Source organism: Polaribacter sp. 2405UD43-2 (assembly GCF_058147125.1).
Window position 1 is genome coordinate 175,570 of record NZ_JBYVJX010000002.1, and the last position, 18,480, is coordinate 194,049.

Below are 18,480 nucleotides of genomic sequence, written 5' to 3' on the forward strand. Positions count from 1 at the left end.
TTTAGGTTTGTAGATGGGAGTGTGAAGAGTGAAGTGTGGAGTGTGAAGTTACTTTTCTTATTTCCAACCTCCAACTTCCTACCCCCAACTTCCTGCTTCCTGCTTCCAACTCCCTACTTCAATCTTCACGCTTTAATAACAATTCAACTTTTGTACCTTCTCCGCTTTTTAATGCATCAGAAACATTTACAGAAATTCGTTCTTTGTACATATCATTTAAAATAGCAATTCTGTTTTTTATGGTACTCATTCCTTTTGATTTTTGTTTTAATTGATGATTCGTTTTTATTTCTTGCGATTTTTTTCTTCCAATTCCATCGTCTTTTATCATAATTACAACCGTTTTTTCATCTTTACTATTGATGGATATTTCTAAAAAACCTTTTTCTTTTTTGTATCTCAATCCGTGCCAAATAGCATTTTCTATATAAGGTTGCAATAACATTGGCGGAATTGAAAATTGTTCTAAGTTGATGTTTTTATCAACAGAAATTGTATAATCGAACTTTTCTTTAAAACGATTGTGTTCTAATTTTGTGTACAATTCTAACAATTCAATTTCTTTTGATAACGGGATAAAATCTTCGTCAGAATTTTCTAAAACCGAGCGCATTAAAACCGAAAATTCGCTTAAATATCTGTTGGCATTTCTTTCGTCATTTACAGCAATAAAACTATTTACAGAGTTTAAAGCATTAAAAATAAAATGCGGATTCATTTGCGAACGCATAGATTTTAGCGCCAATAAATTGTTGGCTAATTTTTGTTGTTTTATATTTCTAAACATAAAAAAAGCCAACAAGATCATCAACAAAAAACCGCCAATTAAAGAGTAAATAATTAAACGTTGTTTTTGATTACTTTCTTCAGACAATTTACGATCTATATATGCCAAACTAATTTTACTTTGCGCCAATTCTTTGTCTTTTTCTAAACTTGTAATTCTATTTTGATGATCAGAAATTGTTTTAGAAAAACGTTTTACTTGTTGTATTTCTTGTTCTTTTCTAATGTATAAAGAATCTACCAACGCAACATATTCTTTGTAATTTTTTAAAGCTTTTTCTTCTTCTCCTAAATTGGCATAGACTTCAGACAATTTACGTGTTGCATCTTTTTGAATAACAATATCTTTTTTATTGTCTGCATCTTTTATACTCTTTTTTAAAAACGGAATTGCTTCTCTGTATTCTTCTTTTAAAATATAAGCATTTCCTATTTTATAATTTATTTTTTGTGATGTTATAGAATCCGTTTCTATCAATCTTTTTTGAGTTGATTTGTTCTTCTTGGTCTTCATCAAACTTTCTTTTCTAAGCTTAATTTCATCATCAAAACGCCTGTTAGAGTTATAGAAATCAGCTACTTTTTCTTCTTCTTTTAAAGCTCTATTTACGTTTTCTTTTAGGGCTAAATTTAGTGAATTTTTAAAACGAATATTGGCTTGAGTTGTATTGCCTTCAGCCGCAAAAACGTCTGCTAATTTTGAATTTAAATCTGTAATTTTTGGCGTTACTAAATTTTCTTTTGCAATAGTTAATGCTTTATTATAATTTGTTTTAGCGTTATTATATTTTTTGATAGCAAAACTTACATCTCCTAAAGCTTCTAAAACAATAATTTTTTGATAATTACTTAGTTTTTGGCTTAATAAATCTTTAAAATTATCTTCACAAAGTTCATACTCTTTTAAAAGAAATTGTGCTTTACCCAGTGCAATTTTTGTAGTAATATTTTCTTTTATCTGATTAGAAAGTTTGTAATTATACGCAGCTAAATCGTATTGTTTCCAAAACAAATAAATATCTCCCAACAATTTATAGGTTGCAGCATTTCTTTTTTTAGATTCTTTTTTTCTAAGCACTTTTTCTATAAAAGAAATACTTTTATTAATGTCTTGTTTTTTATAAAACTTGGCAGAATCTAAGTATAAAAAATAATGATCTACTTTTTTAGGAATGGTTTTTCTTTTCGAAGAAAAACGCTCTTTATCTTCAAATCCTTCTACTAAAATTTTTATTTCTTCATCAGATTTTATGGTATAATAAATGGTTTCAAAGTCTGGATGAGAAACTTGTAATTGATCGCCAATTTTTGCTTTTACTTTATAACAATTATAGATTTCAGAAAAATAGAATACAATTCCATTAACAGTAACATCGGCATTTTTTATAGATTTACCAGACTCTTTTTCTTCAACTTTTACTTGAAGAAAGAACTCTTTTTTTTCTTTAAAACTATTAGTATTCTGAGAAAAAATGACAGAATTAAAAAGTAATAGAATGTAAAATATGTTTTTTTTAAAATTCATTCTCTTAATTATTATTGTAAACATACACACAAAAAATCAACCAAAAAAACGTGTTTGGTTTTAAATAAAATCAAAAAAGCATTTAAAATATAGGTTTACTCATTCAACCGCCTTTTTACTCATTCAAAAAGAGTGTTTGCTCATTGTGGTTTTTATAAGAAATAAGTTGGTGGTATTATTGATGCATCAAACTAAAAACCAAACTTTTAAACATCTGTAAACTCAAAAAAACAATTTAATTATGAAAACACTTGTATTAAAAGTAATTGCATTCTTTTTGTTAATAATAACCACAAATAGTTTTGCAAATCATCAACCCAAAAAAACAAAGAAACAAACCATAAAAGTTGCGCTATTATTAGATACTAGCAATAGTATGGATGGTTTAATTAACCAAGCAAAAGCACAACTTTGGGAAATTGTAAACGAATTATCGTATGCAAAATATGGCATTCAAAAACCTAATTTAGAAATTGCATTGTATGAATATGGAAACTCGAATTTATCTTCTAGAGAAGGCTATATCAGACAGGTTTTACAATTTAGTAGCGATTTAGATGAAATCTCTGAAAAACTGTTTTCTTTAACTACAAATGGCGGAAATGAGTTTTGTGGACAAGTAATTAAAACATCACTTAAAGAACTTTCTTGGGGAAAAAACAAAAACGATTTACGTTTAATTTTTATTGCCGGAAACGAACCTTTTACCCAAGGAAAAATAAATTACAAAGAAGCTATTTCTGAAGCCAAAGAAAAAGATATTTTAGTAAATACTATTTTTTGCGGAAATTACAATAACGGAATTTCTGGAATGTGGAAAGATGGCGCAGATTTGGGTGGAGGAGATTATATGACCATCAATCAAAATAAAAAAATTGTACATATTGTAACGCCTTATGATGATGAAATTATCATCTTAAATAAAAAATTAAATAAGACTTATATTTATTTTGGGAGTCAAGGTTTTTCTAAATATTCTAATCAAAAAATACAAGATTCTAATGCTTTAGAATTAGAAGAAGCTATTGCCGTTAAAAGAACCATTAGTAAAAGTTCTAGATTGTATGACAATTCTAGTTGGGATTTGGTGGATGCTGATAAAAAAGGAAAAATAAATTATAAGAAAATTGAAAAGAAAAGATTGCCAAAAAATTTACAAAATAAATCTGATGTAGAAATTAAAGCTTATGTAAAAACAAAAGCAAAACAACGGGCTGATATTCAGAAAAAAATTAAAGAATTAGATAAAAAAAGAAGAAGTTATATTGCAAAAAAACAAAAAGAAGGTAGCAAGAATAATAAATTAGATAATGTGATGATTAAAGCCATTAAAAGACAAGCAAAACTTAAAAATTATTCTTGGTAAAATCTGTAAGATGATTGATTAGCGTAAGTTCGTAAAGCATAAGTTTTACGAACTTTTTACTTAGTAAGCAAATGCTGACCAATGCTTAACTCGTTACTTTTTAAACCATTTATTTCTTTTAATTTGGCAACAGTTGTGTTAAATTTTTTAGCCAAAGAATATAAAGTATCGCCTTTTTTTACTTGATAATAATTGCCAATTGTATATTCTGGTTTTGGCAGTTTGTTTGTTTTTTTTGCGTATTTAAAATCCTTCTTCTTAATCTTATCAAACTCATACAATTTATACCTTTCAATAATACCAATTAATTTAGAAGGATATTTTCTATCTGTAGCATAACCCGCTTTTTTTAATCCTCTTGCCCAGCGTTTATAATCTTTTGTCTTATAATTAAATAAAAAAGCATAACGCCTTCTTTTGGTTAAAAACTCTGAGTGATCGTTGTAAGAAGTTGCTACATATTGATATTTTCTAAAACATTCTTGATCTTTATCATCATCATAATAAACACGTTCTCCTTTCCAACCTGTATGGCATTTTATGCCAAAATGATTGTTAGATTTTAACGCCAAATTTCCTTTACCACTGCCAGATTCTAAAATACCTTGCGCCAAAGTTATACTTGCAGGAATTTTATGAATATGCATTTCATTTACAGCAATTGCAGCATATTTTTCTATATATTTTAGCGTTGTTTTATTAAGCCTTTTGTTCGCTTTTACAAGCTTTTTAATGTGTTTATTTTCTTTTACACTTGGTAATTTTACAGGTTTTGTTTCATTTAAAACGACACCCGGATTTTTCTTTTTTTGTACCGCTTTTTTCTTAGCCCCACAACTTGACAAAAATAATACCGAACATAAAAAAAATATAATTCTTAACTTCATAAACACTTTATTATCTGTTGACTTTTCTTTTTTAATTTTTGATTGAATCCTTCTATTCCTTGAATTCCCCCTGTGTGGATTGCCAAAATTTTTGTTTCTTTTTTAAAATGATTTTTTTTAATTAAATCTATAATTCCAAAAATCATTTTACCCGTATAAATAGGATCTAACAAAACACCTGTTTGTGCTGTAAAATCGTTTATAAAACGAACTAATTCTGAATTATATTTTGCATAACCTCCAAAATGATAATTGGTTTGTAAACTCCAATTTTCTTTTTTTACAAATTGATGAATTTCAAGATTTAAAAAATTACCTTTTAAAGCAGGAAAACCAATTACTTTTTGATGTTTTTTTGATGCATTTATCAACCCAGAAATAGTACCTCCTGTACCAACAGCGCAACAAATATAATTGAATTTAGAATCTTCTTTTGTTAAAATTTCTTCACAACCTTTTATAGCAAAATTATTGGTTCCGCCTTCTGGAACCAAATAAAAATCACCCAACTTTTCTTTTAACTGATTGATAAAATAACCATCGGTTTTATTTCGATAATTTTCTCTTGAAACAAACTCAAAAGTCATTCCGTTTTTACGAGCTTCTCTTAACGTATAGTTTTCTAAAAGTACTTTTTCTAAGTTATTAGCAAGTTCATCACCTCTAATAACTCCAATAGATTTAAAACCATTTGAATTTGCTGCAACTGCTGTTGCTAGAATATGATTAGAAAATGCACCCCCAAAAGTTAATACTGTTTTTTTATGTTGATTTTTAGCTTCTTGTAAATTGTATTTTAGTTTACGAAATTTATTTCCCGAAACAAAAGGATGAATTAAATCTTCTCTTTTTATAAAAAGCTTAATGCTTTTTTCATCAAGAATAGGAAGCTTTATTTGTTGGTTTTCAACCTTTATTTCCGAATTAAAAATAGACTGATGTTGTGTGCTTTTCATTAACAACAAAAATAATAGATATATTTTTGAAAACGAACAAAACTAACTTGACTTTCTAAATTTAAAACACGAACTTCGCTAACTTCGAGCATAACATTTAAACGTTGCATATTCGTTTTAATCTTGTGTTTCATACCCGAAAAGCCAACCCACAAAACAAAGAGTGCTATCGCACACATTGTTTTTACCCAACGCTTCGATAATGATAAAGTGGATTTAAATACTCATAAAATGATATAAAAAACAAACTTTTGCTATATTAGCAGATTGAATAAAATCATTTCTAAAATGAATCGAATTAAAGAAGTTTTAGACAGGAAAGGAATTAAACAAATTTGGCTTGCGGAGGAATTAGGGAAAAGTTACAATATGGTCAATGGTTATGTGAAAAATCGTAGACAACCAAACCTAGCAATTCTAAACAAGATTGCAGACATTTTAAATGTAAGCGTTACCGAACTAATTATAGACAACAAGAAAGAAAGTAATGGCTAAAAAGGAAGTTGTAACAGATTTGTGGGTAAATGACTTACTCAAAGAGGCTAATATAAAACTTGACCCACAAGGAAGTACAATTAGAGAAATTGACGAAGCGTTAAAAACCGCTTCTAAATCGGATACTGGAAATATTGGGTTTCCTGAATATTGTGGCGTAGTAAAAGACTTTCTTTTAGTAATCGAAGATAAGGCGGATGTTTCTTTTCACATTAAAAGAAATTCAAAAGATATAATTTGTAGCAATATTAAAAGTAAAAAAGATTATGCTATAAATGGAGCTTTGCATTATGGAAAACACCTTGCTAAAAACACAACCTACAAAAAAATCATTGCTTTTGGTGTTTCTGGGAATGAAAAGAGACACAGAATAACACCTTTATTTATCAATGAAAGAGGAGAGTATAAAGAATTAGAAGATGTAGAAACTTTTACACTTTTCAATGAAATAAACATTGATGAGTATTACACTAAAAACATTCTAAAAGAACAAACTCCTGAAGAACAAACCACGGAAGAAATTTTAAAAAATGCTAAGAGCTTACACGAAGACCTAAGAAATTACGGAAGTATTCAAGATAAAGACAAACCCTTAATTGTTTCGGGTATTCTTTTAGCTTTGCGTGAAATGGAATACAAAGGCTTTAGAATTGACGATCTTATAGGAGATAAAATTTCAACAGATGGTGAAAAAATTTATGAAGCCATTGAAAAAAACCTAAAAAGAGTTAATGTTTCTCCTCAAGTAAAAAAAGACAAATTATTAAGTCAGTTTTTAGTTATTAAAGATACTAAGGCTATTAATGTTATAGACAAGGGATTAAACAAAACCCCTTTAAAGCATTTTACAGAATTTCTCTATGAGAATATTTACAAAAATATAAAATACATACAATCAGCCGAAGATTATTTAGGACGGTTTTATGGGGAGTTTATGTCATACTCTGGTGGTGATGGACAATCTTTAGGTATTGTTTTAACACCAAAACACATAACAGAATTGTTTTGTGATTTAGCAGAATTAAAACCTATAGATAAAGTTTTAGACCCTTGTTGTGGTACTGGCGGTTTTTTAATTGCAGCAATGCACGATATGGTTCAAAAAGCAGAAAATTCTCACCAAGAAAGAAGCATAAGAAAAAATCAATTACACGGTTTAGAATTACAGCCATATATGTTTACCATTGCCACTACAAATATGATTTTGCGTGGTGATGGAAAAAGTAATTTAGAACAAGAAGATTTCTTAAAAAATAATTCTTTTCAGCTTCAAGAAAAGTCTTGTACAATAGGAATGATGAATCCACCATATTCTATGGGTAGCAAAAACAACCCAAGTTTATATGAAATCAATTTTACAGAACATTTACTGGACTCTATTGTTGAAGATGGTAAAGTAATTGTTATTGTTCCTCAATCTTCAATGGTTGGTAAAACCAAAGAAGAAAAAACCATTAAAGCTAATGTATTAAAAAAGCATTCTCTTGAAGGTGTAATAACATTAAATAAAAACACTTTTTATGGAGTAGGAACAAATCCTTGTATTGCAATATTTACTGCTGGTGTACCACACGACAAAGAAAAAGAAGTTAAGTTTATCAATTTTGAAAATGATGGTTTTGAAGTCCAAAAACATAGAGGTTTAGTAGAAACCATAAACGCTAGGGACAGAAAACAACATTTATTAGATGTTTGGTTTAATAGAATTGATGCTCAAACCAAGTTTTGTGTAAAAACCACAATAGAAGATACAGACGAATGGCTACATTCTTTTTACTATTTCAATGACGAAATACCAACCGAAGCAGAATTTGAAAAAACAATTGCTGATTATTTAACTTTTGAGTTTAATATGGTAGCACAAGGTCGTTCTGATTTATTTAAAGATAATGAAAACTAAGATGGATTTAACTTTAGGAAATAGAGAGTGGTTAGCGTTTAAAATAAGTGATGTTTTCAGAATATCAACAGGAGCAAATATTCCTAAGAATATATTACAAAAAGGAAACATTCCAAGAATTACAGCAACAGACAATAATAATGGAGTGTTTGATTTTTATAAAGAAACTAATCATAAAAATAATAGAATTGAGACTAATTTTATTTCTATTTCTTTTTTAGGGAGTGTTTTTTACCACCCATATCTTGCAAGTTTAGATATGAAAATACATTCTGTTAGAATACCAAACATTGAATTAAATAAATTTTTAGCTGAATTTCTTGTTTTGTGTTTTAAAAAGATGTCTGCTAAATTCTCTTACGGTAACCAATTATCTAGTAAAGATTTGCCTAAAAATAAAATTCTTCTTCCTTCAACATTAAAAGGTGAACCTGACTACGAGTTTATGGAGCAATATATGCGACATAAAGAACAAGAAAAACATAAAGAATACCAGCAGTTTATAAAGGAAAAAATAAGCCAATTAAAAAGCACTCCTAAAACAACTTCTTTAGACGAAAAAGAATGGGGTGAATTTGAATTAGAATCTATTTTTAATATTAAATCTGGTGTAAGATTAACAAAGTCTGATATGAAGGAGGGTAATAAACCTTTTATTGGTGCAACTGATTCGAACAATGGTGTTACTGAATTTGTTTCAAACATAAACAGCTCTGAAGATAAAAATGTACTTGGTGTAAATTATAATGGTAGTGTCGTTGAAAATTTTTACCACCCTTATACTGCAATTTTTTCTGATGATGTTAAAAGGCTTACATTAAAAAACATTGAAGGGAATGAATTTTTATACTTGTTTATAAAGACAATAGTTTTAAAGCTAAAGGTAAAATACAGGTATGGTTATAAGTTCAATTCAACTAGAATGAAAAGACAAAAAATAATGCTTCCTATAAATAAACATAGTGAGCCTGATTATCAATTTATGGAAAACTATATGAAAAACTTAGAATACAAAAAACTGACTGAGTATTTGAAGTTTAAGAATGAATAGCCAACGCAAAGTTCAAGCACATTTAAAGTTTGTTCGTGCCTCACAAATTTAAAAGAGCTTTCACGCCAACGCTGACAGATAAACAGAATGAAAATAGTACGAAAACACAATAATGTATAAAAGTAAAAAGTAATATCTGTTTAATTGCTAAATCGAAAGTAAATAAATATAAAAAGGTCTGTGTCTAACCGAAAAGTTAGTGCATAAAAATTCGCTACTATTCTTATACTAGACTGTTAGCGAAACAACCTAAAAACTAGAAATCAGTTCTTCGACTTTTTCCCATTCTTCCATAAGCAAATCTACTTTTGCTTTTTTAGCTTTATAGATTTCAAAAAAGTTGGGTCTAGTAGAAACCTCATCGTAATTTTGAGCCAATTCTAAATCTATCTTCTCAATTTCTGTTTCTAAATCTGCAATTTCTGTTTCTATTTTTGATAGTTTATTGTTTAGTTTTTTTAATTCTTTTTCTTGCTCTTTAGATAATTTATAAGCTTGCTTTTTATCAGAGGATTTATCCGTTTTTACAACCGTTCTTTTTTCAGCTTCACGCAAACTTTCCATTTTGTGTTGCTCTAAGAAATAATCTATATCGCCCAAATATTCTTTAATCACTTTATCTTTAAAACCATAAACTGTTGTGGTTAAACCTTGTAAAAATTCTCTATCATGAGAAACTAAAATTAACGTTCCGTTAAATTTTTTTAATGCTTCTTTTAATACATTTTTAGAGGCTATATCTAGATGATTTGTTGGCTCATCCATTATTAAAACATTAAATGGTTGCAACAACAATTTGCATAACGCGAGTCTGTTTCTTTCTCCTCCAGAAAGTACTTTTGCTTTTTTATCTACTGCATCTCCTCCAAATAAAAACGCCCCTAACATATCTCTAACACGCATTCTGTTAGTATCTGTAGCAGCATCTTCCATAATTTCTAACACAGTTTTGTTTGGTGGTAAATATTCTGATTGATTTTGCGCAAAATATCCTATTTCTACATTATGACCTAGTTTAAATTTACCATCAAAAGGAATTTCGCCAACCATCATTTTTGCTAAAGTTGATTTTCCTTGACCATTTTGACCTACAAATGCAATTTTACTATTTCTTTCTATTAGTAAATCTACATTTTCTAACACTTTTTTATTACCATAACTTTTTGCTAAATTTTCTGCCTCAACAATAATTTTACCTGGTTCTTTTGATATTGCAAAACGTACATTCATAGTTGCATTATCTTCTTGATCTACCTCAATTCGTTCTACTTTATCTAGTTTTTTTATTAAAGATTGCGCCATTGATGCTTTATTGGCTTTAGCTCTAAATTTATCTATAAGTTGTTGCGTTTGTTTTATTTCTTTTTCTTGGTTTTTCTGCGCTTGTAATTGTTTTTCTTTAATCTCTGCTCTCAATAATAAAAATTGAGAATATGGTTTTTTGTAGTCGTAAATCTGACCCAAAGAAATTTCTATAGTTCTGTTGGTTACATTGTCTAAAAACATTTTATCATGCGACACCAACACAATGGCACCTGCATAATTTTTTAAGAAGTTTTCTAACCAAATAATTGACTCTATGTCTAGGTGATTTGTGGGTTCATCTAACAATAAAATATCATTATTTTGTAATAATAATTTAGCCAATTCTATACGCATTCTCCATCCGCCAGAAAAAGTATCTGTGAGTTTATCAAAATCTTCTCTTTGAAAACCTAAACCCTGTAAAATTTTTTCTGTATCTCCTTGATAGTTGTAACCGCCTAATAATTCATATCGCTCTTGAAAATCGGTTAAATCGTGAATTAAATCGCTGTAAGCATTACTTTCGTAATCTGTTCTTGTAGCTAATTGATTGTTAATTTCATCTAACTTTAACTCAATTTCTTTAATCTCTTCAAAAGCTTGATAGGCTTCTTCTAAAATGGTTCTACCTTGTACAAAATCTATGTCTTGACGTAGAAAACCTATTTTAATCTCTTTATCAAAAGCCATTGTTCCTCCACTACTTTCTATGTCTTTAGAGAGTACTTTTAAAAGTGTCGATTTTCCTGCCCCATTTTTTCCTATCAGTCCAATTCTATCGCCTTTATTTAGTTTAAAAGTGATTCCAGAAAACAGATCCGTTCCCATAAAAGAAACTGTTAAGTTGTGTACATTTAGCATAAATTGTAATAATAGTTACAGATTTAAAGTGGTAAAAAAATTACCTTTGCAAAAGTATATAATTTAAGATTAAGATGTTTAAAAAGGGAACAAAGTTATACAGCATTGTAAAAGGGAAATGCCCAAGATGCCATACTGGTAATTTTTTTAAATATGGTTTTACTTTTAATCCTGCTAAAATTACAAAACTGCATAATAATTGCCCAAATTGTGATTTTAAATATATGATAGAACCTTCCTTTTTTTATGGCGCTATGTATGTAAATTATGCAATAACAGTGGCTTTATCTATCATTACTTTTTTTATAAGTTCATTTGTTTTTAACCTAACTCTGTTAGAAAGTTTTGCCGCAATTATTGCAGCTTTATTAATTTTTGCTCCCTTTAATTTGCGTTTGTCTAGAATTCTTTGGATAAATATGTTTGTGTGTTTTAAAGATGGAAGTTTGAAGTGAAAAGTTTGGTAGCTAAGAAAACCTTTTAATATCTGTTTCTAAATCTAAATCTGTATGAGTTTCTAAATGATAAAATAATTGTTTTGCAACGGTTGGAGCAATCATAACTCCGCGAGTTCCTAAACCGTTTAAAACAGCTAAATTTTTATACTTTGGATGCTTTCCTAACAATGGCCTTCTGTCTTTTACAGCGGGTCTAATTCCGGCAGACTGATTGATTATTTTATAAGAAACATTGATTACTTTTTTTAATTTTCCTACCAATTCTTCTTTTCCTTCTTTAGATGGATTAGAGGTTTTATCTTTCCAATTAAAGGTTGCTCCCACTTTATAATGATGGTTGCCAATAGGCAACACAAACAACGTTGATTTTAGTAAAAAATTGATGTTTAAATCTGGAGCGTATATTGTTAACAATTCTCCTTTTGCTTCATTTAAAGGCAAGTAATTAAAATATGGGTTTTGTTGAATTCCAAAACCTTCACAAAAAACAACTTTTGAAGCTTCATAGTTTTTGTAAACAATACTCTTTTCTTCAATCATTAAATTTTGATGCAAAAAACTTTCGTTGATTAAATTATTGGTTTTCTCCAAATAATTTCTGTAAGCCTCAATTAACTTTTTGGTTTTAATTCTACCTGTATGTTTTACGTTGCCGAAATTATACTCTGCTAAAACTCCTTTATAATTTGCAGTATCTAATTTTGGGTCTAAAAAATCTTTTAGTTTTGGTTTGTCTAATGCCGTAAACCAATTGTTTTGATCTTCTATAAACTTAAAAGATTTTTTAGTTATAAATTTTTCATCAATTTGTATAGACAGTTTTTCTTCTAATTTTTTGTAAAAAGGAATTGCTGTTTCTAGTTGTTCTTTACCATTCCAAACGGGTGTAAACCTTTTTAAAACCACAGGATTATAGACTCCACCTGCAACTAAAGACGAATTTTGGGAATTGTCTTCGAAAACAATAAATGTTTTTTTTGCTGCAATTAATTCTTCGCAAAAAGCCAACCCAGCTAAACCTAAACCAACAATAATATAATCTACTTTCACACTTTAAAAGTAATTATTTTAAACCAAAAAAGCGTCTCAAATTGAAACGCTTTTTTAAACTATTTTTATTAGAATTTTAATAATTCCACATATCCATTTCTCTGTTTCTGATTCCTTCTTTTATTTTATTGGCTTCTAACAATTGAAATAAAGAATTTCCTCTAACATAATCTTCTATAGCTCTGTTACCATAAATATTTTCTTCTCTAACAATTGTAGCACTAAATCTTCTTGCGTTTAGCATATGATCGAAAGAAATTGGTTGAGATGCATTTTTAGGGTTAAATACTTTTGCATTATGCAGTACTTCTCTTGTAGATGGATAAAAAACCCAAAAAAGTTCATACAAATTATCATCTTCAATATCTTGTACTCCAATAGTTTGTACATCTTTACCCATAGGTGCTAAGGCTAACAATCTGTATTTTAATTCACCTTGACGTTTATCAAAATACCACATTCCTTTAATCATATAACCTTCTACATCCTGAGTTTGTAGTCTAAGAGTATCAGTATATCCGTTTTCATCTCTAATACTTGTTAATCTGCTGTCAATCTCATTTTTAGTGATTTTAGAAGTAAAGAAAGAATCTGAATAAGCTTCTTTAATTTTACCTTGTTTTATCCCTTTAATTAAAGTATCAAACAAAGATCTTCTTCCGTTAGAAATATTAACGGTATCTATTGGAAAATAATAAGGAAGGTTTATTTTTTGATTTAAATCTATAAACTCCCAAACTACTTTAGACCACATAACATCTCTATCATCTATATATCCGTAAGGTATAGGACCGTCATTATCCGCAGCTAATTGTTGCTGACTCTTTTTTCCTATTTGATCTATATTTTTAGCGTTCAATAAATTTGCTTGTGCATTTATTGAAGAACTAATCATCAAACTGAAAAATAATATTAAAAAAATTTTAAACATATTCTATTTTTTTGCTTCTAATTTGTTAACTCTATATTAACTGGCAATACTCTTTTAAGGTTATAACCATTAGCTGTAGCCTTTATACCATAAATATTAATGATATCTCCTCTTTTTGCTCTTGATAGTTTTTGTTTTGCTGCTGCAGTTAATTTATTTCCATTAACTAAAATAGTTAATTGCCCAGGTACTTTAATTTTAAAACTTTGAATTTTAATTTTTAAATCGAACTCAAAATCTGGCAAGCCCGCTGCAATTGGTGCTGTTGCCAACCCAGATTTTGGCATTCTTACGGTACCATACTGTCCTCTTACAGAACCCATAGCTGCTGGTATATCTTTAATTCTAAAAGTTGCTTTAGAATTTACAGTTTTACCACTACTTAATTTAGCACTTACATTAATTGTAGCAATATTACCTGCTGCTGGTTTAATTATATATCCTTTACCTTTTTTGGTTAATTTACCCCCTGTAGCTGAAACTCTTAAATTGTTAGAACCAACGCCTGGCAATGATACAGAAATAGGATTATCTAAACCTCTATACACCACATTCATTTTATCGGCAGAAACAACTGCGCTACTTGGTTCTGCAATTACTGAGTACTTACTTTCAAAATTTACAGGAATTTCTTCGCCGTTTTCTGTAAAGAAAATGGTTCCTTTTATGGTTTTCTCTCCAACATTACCTGCTGGCATATCAATGATTACTTGTCCGTCTTTTACATTATTAGTAGCATCTTTTCCATTTAGAGTTACTTTGTTTGGTACTAAAGTAGCATCATAACGTCCTAAAACTATTTGACCTTTTACTCTCTCTCCTGCAAAATATGCAGTTTTATTTAAGCTAACAATTCCTTCGTAATTATTTAAAGATAATGCTTCCTCTAATTTACCTCCTAATAAATCAGTAACAATATCTGCTTCAGTATTTTTGATATCTGCTTGCATTTGTGTTAAGTTCGTTAAAGAAGCAATTAAAGGATATCCTTTATATCTATAATCTAGCCATTTTATCGATTTTCCATCTCTGTTTGTTTCGTCTTCAGTAGAGAATCTATTATTTAATACCGAAACAAACTTATTATCATTACCCAAAACATCAATTACATTGGATCTATATCCATTAATTTTATTGATAAATTCTTGTCCTGCAGAAGTATAGCTATCACCTTTAAAAAAATACTCGTCTAAGAAAGCGGTTTTATCCATAGATTCGTAATCTTCTTTATCTTTTACACTCGTCATCATTTCACTTTTTAGCTTATCTATATAAGCGTAAAAATCTGCAGAGTATTTTTTAATTTGATTTGCTTGTTCATTTAGCTTACCAAATTTTTCTTTTTGTTCTGAAGCTTTTGTGGCTAAATTAGCATAGGCTTCATTATTTTTTACTGTGGTAGATTTATTGTTTTCAGTTAACTTTTCGTTCATAAACCCAAAAGAAGACAAAACCTCTTTACTCATATTTAATGCTAACATTGCAATAAACACAAGGTACATTAAGTTAATCATTTTCTGCCTTGGTGACATTTTTCCTGAAGCCATTCTAATTAGTTTTTTTCAAGTTAATATTCATTTAAATCTAACTTAATTAGTTTTTTGACATTGCAGAAAGCATTCCTCCATAAACTCCGTTTAAAGAAGACAAATTCTGTGCTAAAGACTCCATTTGTTCTTTTAACCTTTCTGTATTTTCTACTACTGCAGCATTTAGTTGTGTTTGTTGATCAGCATTTTCTACTTGAACTTTATATAAATTATTTAAAGACTCCATTTGAATCGCAGCTAAAGACATTTGCTCATTGTATTTATTTGTAGATGAAACAGATTCTGATGCAGCAGACAAACCTTCGGCGGCACTTTGAAAGTTTTTCATACTATTACCTAAGCTTCCCATTAATTCAGCATCTATATTAGCTTCTTGCAAAAGGTTGTCTAATTTTTGAGACAATAAGCCTTCTGCTCCAACTTTTTCTTCTGCTATTAATCCATCATCACCCAACTCTGGGTATACTTTGGTCCAATCTAAATCATCTTCAATAGGTTCAAATGCAGATATTGCAAATACAATTGCTTCTACTATCATACCAATTGTTAATATTTCAGAACCATAATTCCAATGTTGAATTTTGAATAACGCTCCAACAATAACAACTGCAGCTCCAAGGCCATAGGCCATATTAAATAATTTCTTTGTAGATCTTGATTGTGCCATAATTTTATTTTTTCAGAATTGTTTTTATTTGTTAGTTGTACCTATGTAATTTTGAACGGTTCTAAAACCAATGTAACTTCTTGCGGTATCTGCGTACTCAAAATCTCTAGAACCAACTTCTAAGTAATAAGCTACGTCTTTCCAAGAACCACCTCGTATAATTTTTCTTTTATTTTTTCTATCTTCAACATTAGGGTTCATTGTTGATGCCATATAATATGAAGATAAGTTATAAGCTGTATTTGTCCATTCAGAAACATTTCCTGCCATATTATAAAGTCCGTAATCATTTGCATTAAAAGATTTTGCTTCCATAGTATATAAAGCACCGTCTACTGCATAATTACCTCTTACTGGTTTAAAATTGGCTAAGAAACAACCTCTGTCGCTAGTAGTTCCTCCACTACCCCAAGGATAGGTTGCAAACTCTAATCCACCACGTGCAGCGTATTCCCACTCTGCTTCTGTTGGTAATCTAAAATCTGGAACTGAAGTTGCATTTTTTCGTCCTCTTAAATAATCGTTTTTCTTTTTTGTTTTGTAATTACAATAAGCATTTGCTTGCCCCCAAGTTACACCAACTACTGGATAATCTCCGTAAGATTGATGATAAAAATAATCTTGATGCATTGGGTCATTATAAGAGTAATTAAAATCTTTTACCCAAACTGTAGTATCTGGATAAATGTTTAGTACTTCTGTTTTTACAAAATCTTTTCTGCTGCCTCCTTTTCTTGCTGCATTGTCTCTATCGAACCAAGAATATCTGTATTTTAAGAACTTGGTATTAAAAGTTCTTATACCGTCTATTGCTTCTTCTCTACTAATAAAAAGAGAATCCATTACTTCTACATAGTCTACATCTGGGAAATCTTCTTTTTTCCAAATAATTTCTGGTTCCCAATTTAATGGTTTAATAGAGTCTATACCATCGCCTAAACTATAGTAGTTTTCGTACATATACTTTTGGTAAGGTGTTGCATTTATAGTATCTGCAACCGCAAATTTAAACTCGTGTATACCTCCAGATAAAGGCTCACCATTTGGGTTAGGAGTTCCTCCCAATTCTGCAAACTCTTGTTGATATGCCAATCTAGTTCTAACTATAGAGTCTCTTACCCAAAATACGAATTCTTTATACTCGTTATTAGTTACTTCTGTTTCGTCCATAAAATAAGGTCTTACAGTAACTGTTTTTGGTGGAGTATTCATAGCTCCTAAATCGTCTTCATCTTGTTTACCCATTGTAAAAGAGCCTCCTGGTATTAATGCCATACCAAACGGTTTTTCTGAAAACCATTTCTTTTTGGCTTTAACCCCTACTAACTCACCTCTATCATTAGAGCCACAACTGTAAATAACAACTATTAAAAGTGCAAAAATTGCTGCTTTCTTCATATTTTAATATCTCTTTACTAAAAAGTTCGTAAACCTATTATTTTTTTTGTTAAAAAACAATGTTCAAATTGAATTTACGTACTATTTTTCTTAATTTATTTAATTATATCAACTTTCTCATTGCTTTATACCACTTTTCTGGCATTTGATGATTCGTTGCATTTGTATAATCTTTGTATGTACATGGTATTAACGTATGTCTTTTGTATTTATTATCTGATAAAATATTTATCTCCATCCACCATCTTCCAGATTTATTGCTTTTATAAAAAACAATAGGATCGTCATTTTCTAACAATACTGTAAATTTTTGATAATTATCTTTACCTGAAAACGGGTAATCTTTTACTCTAAAATTAACTCCTTCAATAAAATACCAAATCATTTGCGCAATTAAATTGGCAGTTTGATGATTGTTATCTAACTTTGAATTGTACTCGTAAATACCAAAAGATGAGACTTTATCGCTTAAACCTGCATATCTAGAAATTGCACAAATTTCTTCGCCATAAAACCCATTTGGTGAAGCATTGTTGTTTGCTGGAGCTTCACTTTGCCTTACTGCTCCTAAATCTATAGAAACTATATCTGCATTTCTAAAAGCGGGTTCTATATTTTCTAATTCTTTAGCTTTACCTAATCTATAAGCATCAAAAAATAAATTGTCTAATAATTTAATTTCATCTTGAGCATTATAATAAGTTTGATAACCTACATTGCAATAGTTGAACAAATTGTTAGGTTCTTGCATTATTATTTTACTCAAGTAAGATTGTGAGGTTAACTCATCATCTAAATTCCCTATATCAAAACGACTATCTACGGCTGTTATATTTACAGATTGTTCTAAAGCATCATAAGCCCTATAATTTACATAAGTAATATCTTGCCCACCACCAATAATAATTGGAATAATATTCTTTCTTAAAAGATTTTTTAAAATTTCTTGTACCGCAAAGTAAGTATCCGTAACTAAACTTCCTTTTAAAACATTTCCTAAATCTGCAATTTCTGTATGCCAATTTCCAGGAAATAGAGCGTATAACTTTCTTCTGATAAAATGCAAATCTTCTCCACAACCAAAATTATTTTCAGAATTTCTATCTTCTTGAACTCCAAAAATTGCTATTTGAACATTTTCTAAATCAGGAAAACCATCTTGTTGAGAGTGAAATCTTATTTTTTTTCCCAAACATAAAGGAGATTGCAACACCAAATGTGCTACAACCGAATCTTTTATAGGGGTTAAAAAGTCTTGGCTCATCAATTTTTGTTAAATCAGATGCAATATATA

Annotated in this window: 15 protein-coding genes; 5 read left to right on the plus strand and 10 right to left on the minus strand. The window is 29.3% G+C overall.

Translation table 11 applies throughout. The annotated features are described in order from the left end of the window. Positions 1–118: 118 nt before the first annotated feature. Positions 119–2,311: a tetratricopeptide repeat-containing sensor histidine kinase gene (locus ACY2RX_RS04065; protein WP_490102685.1), complete on the minus strand. Its 2,193-nt coding sequence runs from the start codon at positions 2,309–2,311 to the stop codon at positions 119–121. Positions 2,312–2,552: 241 nt separating this feature from the next. Between ACY2RX_RS04065 and ACY2RX_RS04070 the strand changes: the two genes are divergently transcribed. After that, positions 2,553–3,677 (plus strand): VWA domain-containing protein, encoded by a 1,125-nt coding sequence (locus ACY2RX_RS04070; RefSeq protein ID WP_490102686.1) that lies wholly within the window; start codon positions 2,553–2,555, stop codon positions 3,675–3,677. 56 nt (positions 3,678–3,733) lie between these two features. Here the strand turns inward: ACY2RX_RS04070 and ACY2RX_RS04075 are convergent, their stop codons facing one another. Beyond that, entirely contained in the window at positions 3,734–4,564 is an 831-nt protein-coding gene (locus tag ACY2RX_RS04075; protein WP_490102687.1) for a glucosaminidase domain-containing protein, read from the minus strand. Beyond that, the gene (locus ACY2RX_RS04080; RefSeq protein WP_490102688.1) at positions 4,561–5,520 is read right to left on the minus strand and encodes a 1-aminocyclopropane-1-carboxylate deaminase/D-cysteine desulfhydrase; all 960 of its coding nucleotides are present in this window, start codon (positions 5,518–5,520) and stop codon (positions 4,561–4,563) included. Before ACY2RX_RS04080 ends, ACY2RX_RS04075 begins: the two co-directional genes overlap by 4 nt. A gap of 288 nt (positions 5,521–5,808) precedes the next feature. On the opposite strand from ACY2RX_RS04080, the gene ACY2RX_RS04085 reads away from it, so the two are divergent. The 3 genes from ACY2RX_RS04085 to ACY2RX_RS04095 are packed head-to-tail and all read left to right on the plus strand — an operon-like array spanning position 5,809 to position 8,966. Beyond that, positions 5,809–6,015 carry a helix-turn-helix domain-containing protein gene (locus tag ACY2RX_RS04085; RefSeq protein WP_490102689.1) on the plus strand — a complete coding sequence of 69 codons (207 nt, stop codon included), beginning with the start codon at positions 5,809–5,811 and terminating at the stop codon, positions 6,013–6,015. Then, positions 6,008–7,915, plus strand: a complete 1,908-nt coding sequence (locus ACY2RX_RS04090; RefSeq protein ID WP_490102690.1) for an HsdM family class I SAM-dependent methyltransferase — start codon at positions 6,008–6,010, stop codon at positions 7,913–7,915. The genes ACY2RX_RS04085 and ACY2RX_RS04090 overlap by 8 nt, the downstream gene beginning before the upstream one ends. Beyond that, positions 7,905–8,966: a restriction endonuclease subunit S gene (locus ACY2RX_RS04095; protein WP_490102691.1), complete on the plus strand. Its 1,062-nt coding sequence runs from the start codon at positions 7,905–7,907 to the stop codon at positions 8,964–8,966. The genes ACY2RX_RS04090 and ACY2RX_RS04095 overlap by 11 nt, the downstream gene beginning before the upstream one ends. Before the next feature lie 249 nt (positions 8,967–9,215). Here the strand turns inward: ACY2RX_RS04095 and ACY2RX_RS04100 are convergent, their stop codons facing one another. Next, positions 9,216–11,132 carry an ABC-F family ATP-binding cassette domain-containing protein gene (locus tag ACY2RX_RS04100; RefSeq protein ID WP_490102692.1) on the minus strand — a complete coding sequence of 639 codons (1,917 nt, stop codon included), beginning with the start codon at positions 11,130–11,132 and terminating at the stop codon, positions 9,216–9,218. Between the two features lie 74 nt (positions 11,133–11,206). Between ACY2RX_RS04100 and ACY2RX_RS04105 the strand changes: the two genes are divergently transcribed. Next, positions 11,207–11,587, plus strand: a complete 381-nt coding sequence (locus tag ACY2RX_RS04105; protein WP_490102693.1) for a DUF983 domain-containing protein — start codon at positions 11,207–11,209, stop codon at positions 11,585–11,587. Between the two features lie 12 nt (positions 11,588–11,599). Here the strand turns inward: ACY2RX_RS04105 and ACY2RX_RS04110 are convergent, their stop codons facing one another. From ACY2RX_RS04110 to ACY2RX_RS04135, 6 genes are all read right to left on the minus strand, one after another. After that, entirely contained in the window at positions 11,600–12,640 is a 1,041-nt protein-coding gene (locus ACY2RX_RS04110) for an NAD(P)/FAD-dependent oxidoreductase (RefSeq protein ID WP_490102694.1), read from the minus strand. A gap of 76 nt (positions 12,641–12,716) precedes the next feature. Then, positions 12,717–13,571 (minus strand): type IX secretion system ring subunit PorN/GldN, encoded by an 855-nt coding sequence (porN, locus tag ACY2RX_RS04115; RefSeq protein ID WP_490102695.1) that lies wholly within the window; start codon positions 13,569–13,571, stop codon positions 12,717–12,719. A gap of 17 nt (positions 13,572–13,588) precedes the next feature. After that, entirely contained in the window at positions 13,589–15,118 is a 1,530-nt protein-coding gene (gene porM / locus ACY2RX_RS04120; protein WP_490102696.1) for a type IX secretion system motor protein PorM/GldM, read from the minus strand. A 46-nt stretch (positions 15,119–15,164) separates the two neighbouring features. Further along, the gene (gene porL, locus ACY2RX_RS04125; RefSeq protein WP_490102697.1) at positions 15,165–15,788 is read right to left on the minus strand and encodes a type IX secretion system motor protein PorL/GldL; all 624 of its coding nucleotides are present in this window, start codon (positions 15,786–15,788) and stop codon (positions 15,165–15,167) included. A 24-nt stretch (positions 15,789–15,812) separates the two neighbouring features. After that, positions 15,813–17,186 (minus strand): T9SS ring complex lipoprotein PorK/GldK, encoded by a 1,374-nt coding sequence (gene porK / locus ACY2RX_RS04130; RefSeq protein WP_490102698.1) that lies wholly within the window; start codon positions 17,184–17,186, stop codon positions 15,813–15,815. Positions 17,187–17,289: 103 nt separating this feature from the next. After that, the gene (locus tag ACY2RX_RS04135) at positions 17,290–18,450 is read right to left on the minus strand and encodes a formimidoylglutamase (RefSeq protein ID WP_490102699.1); all 1,161 of its coding nucleotides are present in this window, start codon (positions 18,448–18,450) and stop codon (positions 17,290–17,292) included. Between the last annotated feature and the right edge of the window lie 30 nt (positions 18,451–18,480).

Excerpts from the sequence above, each read along its gene's own strand:
- ACY2RX_RS04135 (WP_490102699.1), bottom strand. The coding sequence starts at position 18,450 with ATGAGCCAAGACTTTTTAACCCCTATAAAAGATTCGGTTGTAGCACAT.
- ACY2RX_RS04070 (WP_490102686.1), top strand. The coding sequence starts at position 2,553 with ATGAAAACACTTGTATTAAAAGTAATTGCATTCTTTTTGTTAATAATA.
- porM (WP_490102696.1), bottom strand. The coding sequence starts at position 15,118 with ATGGCTTCAGGAAAAATGTCACCAAGGCAGAAAATGATTAACTTAATG.
- porN (WP_490102695.1), bottom strand. The coding sequence starts at position 13,571 with ATGTTTAAAATTTTTTTAATATTATTTTTCAGTTTGATGATTAGTTCT.
- ACY2RX_RS04085 (WP_490102689.1), top strand. The coding sequence starts at position 5,809 with ATGAATCGAATTAAAGAAGTTTTAGACAGGAAAGGAATTAAACAAATT.
- ACY2RX_RS04095 (WP_490102691.1), top strand. The coding sequence starts at position 7,905 with ATGAAAACTAAGATGGATTTAACTTTAGGAAATAGAGAGTGGTTAGCG.
- ACY2RX_RS04105 (WP_490102693.1), top strand. The coding sequence starts at position 11,207 with ATGTTTAAAAAGGGAACAAAGTTATACAGCATTGTAAAAGGGAAATGC.
- ACY2RX_RS04090 (WP_490102690.1), top strand. The coding sequence starts at position 6,008 with ATGGCTAAAAAGGAAGTTGTAACAGATTTGTGGGTAAATGACTTACTC.
- porL (WP_490102697.1), bottom strand. The coding sequence starts at position 15,788 with ATGGCACAATCAAGATCTACAAAGAAATTATTTAATATGGCCTATGGC.
- ACY2RX_RS04100 (WP_490102692.1), bottom strand. The coding sequence starts at position 11,132 with ATGCTAAATGTACACAACTTAACAGTTTCTTTTATGGGAACGGATCTG.
- ACY2RX_RS04065 (WP_490102685.1), bottom strand. The coding sequence starts at position 2,311 with ATGAATTTTAAAAAAAACATATTTTACATTCTATTACTTTTTAATTCT.
- porK (WP_490102698.1), bottom strand. The coding sequence starts at position 17,186 with ATGAAGAAAGCAGCAATTTTTGCACTTTTAATAGTTGTTATTTACAGT.
- ACY2RX_RS04080 (WP_490102688.1), bottom strand. The coding sequence starts at position 5,520 with ATGAAAAGCACACAACATCAGTCTATTTTTAATTCGGAAATAAAGGTT.
- ACY2RX_RS04075 (WP_490102687.1), bottom strand. The coding sequence starts at position 4,564 with ATGAAGTTAAGAATTATATTTTTTTTATGTTCGGTATTATTTTTGTCA.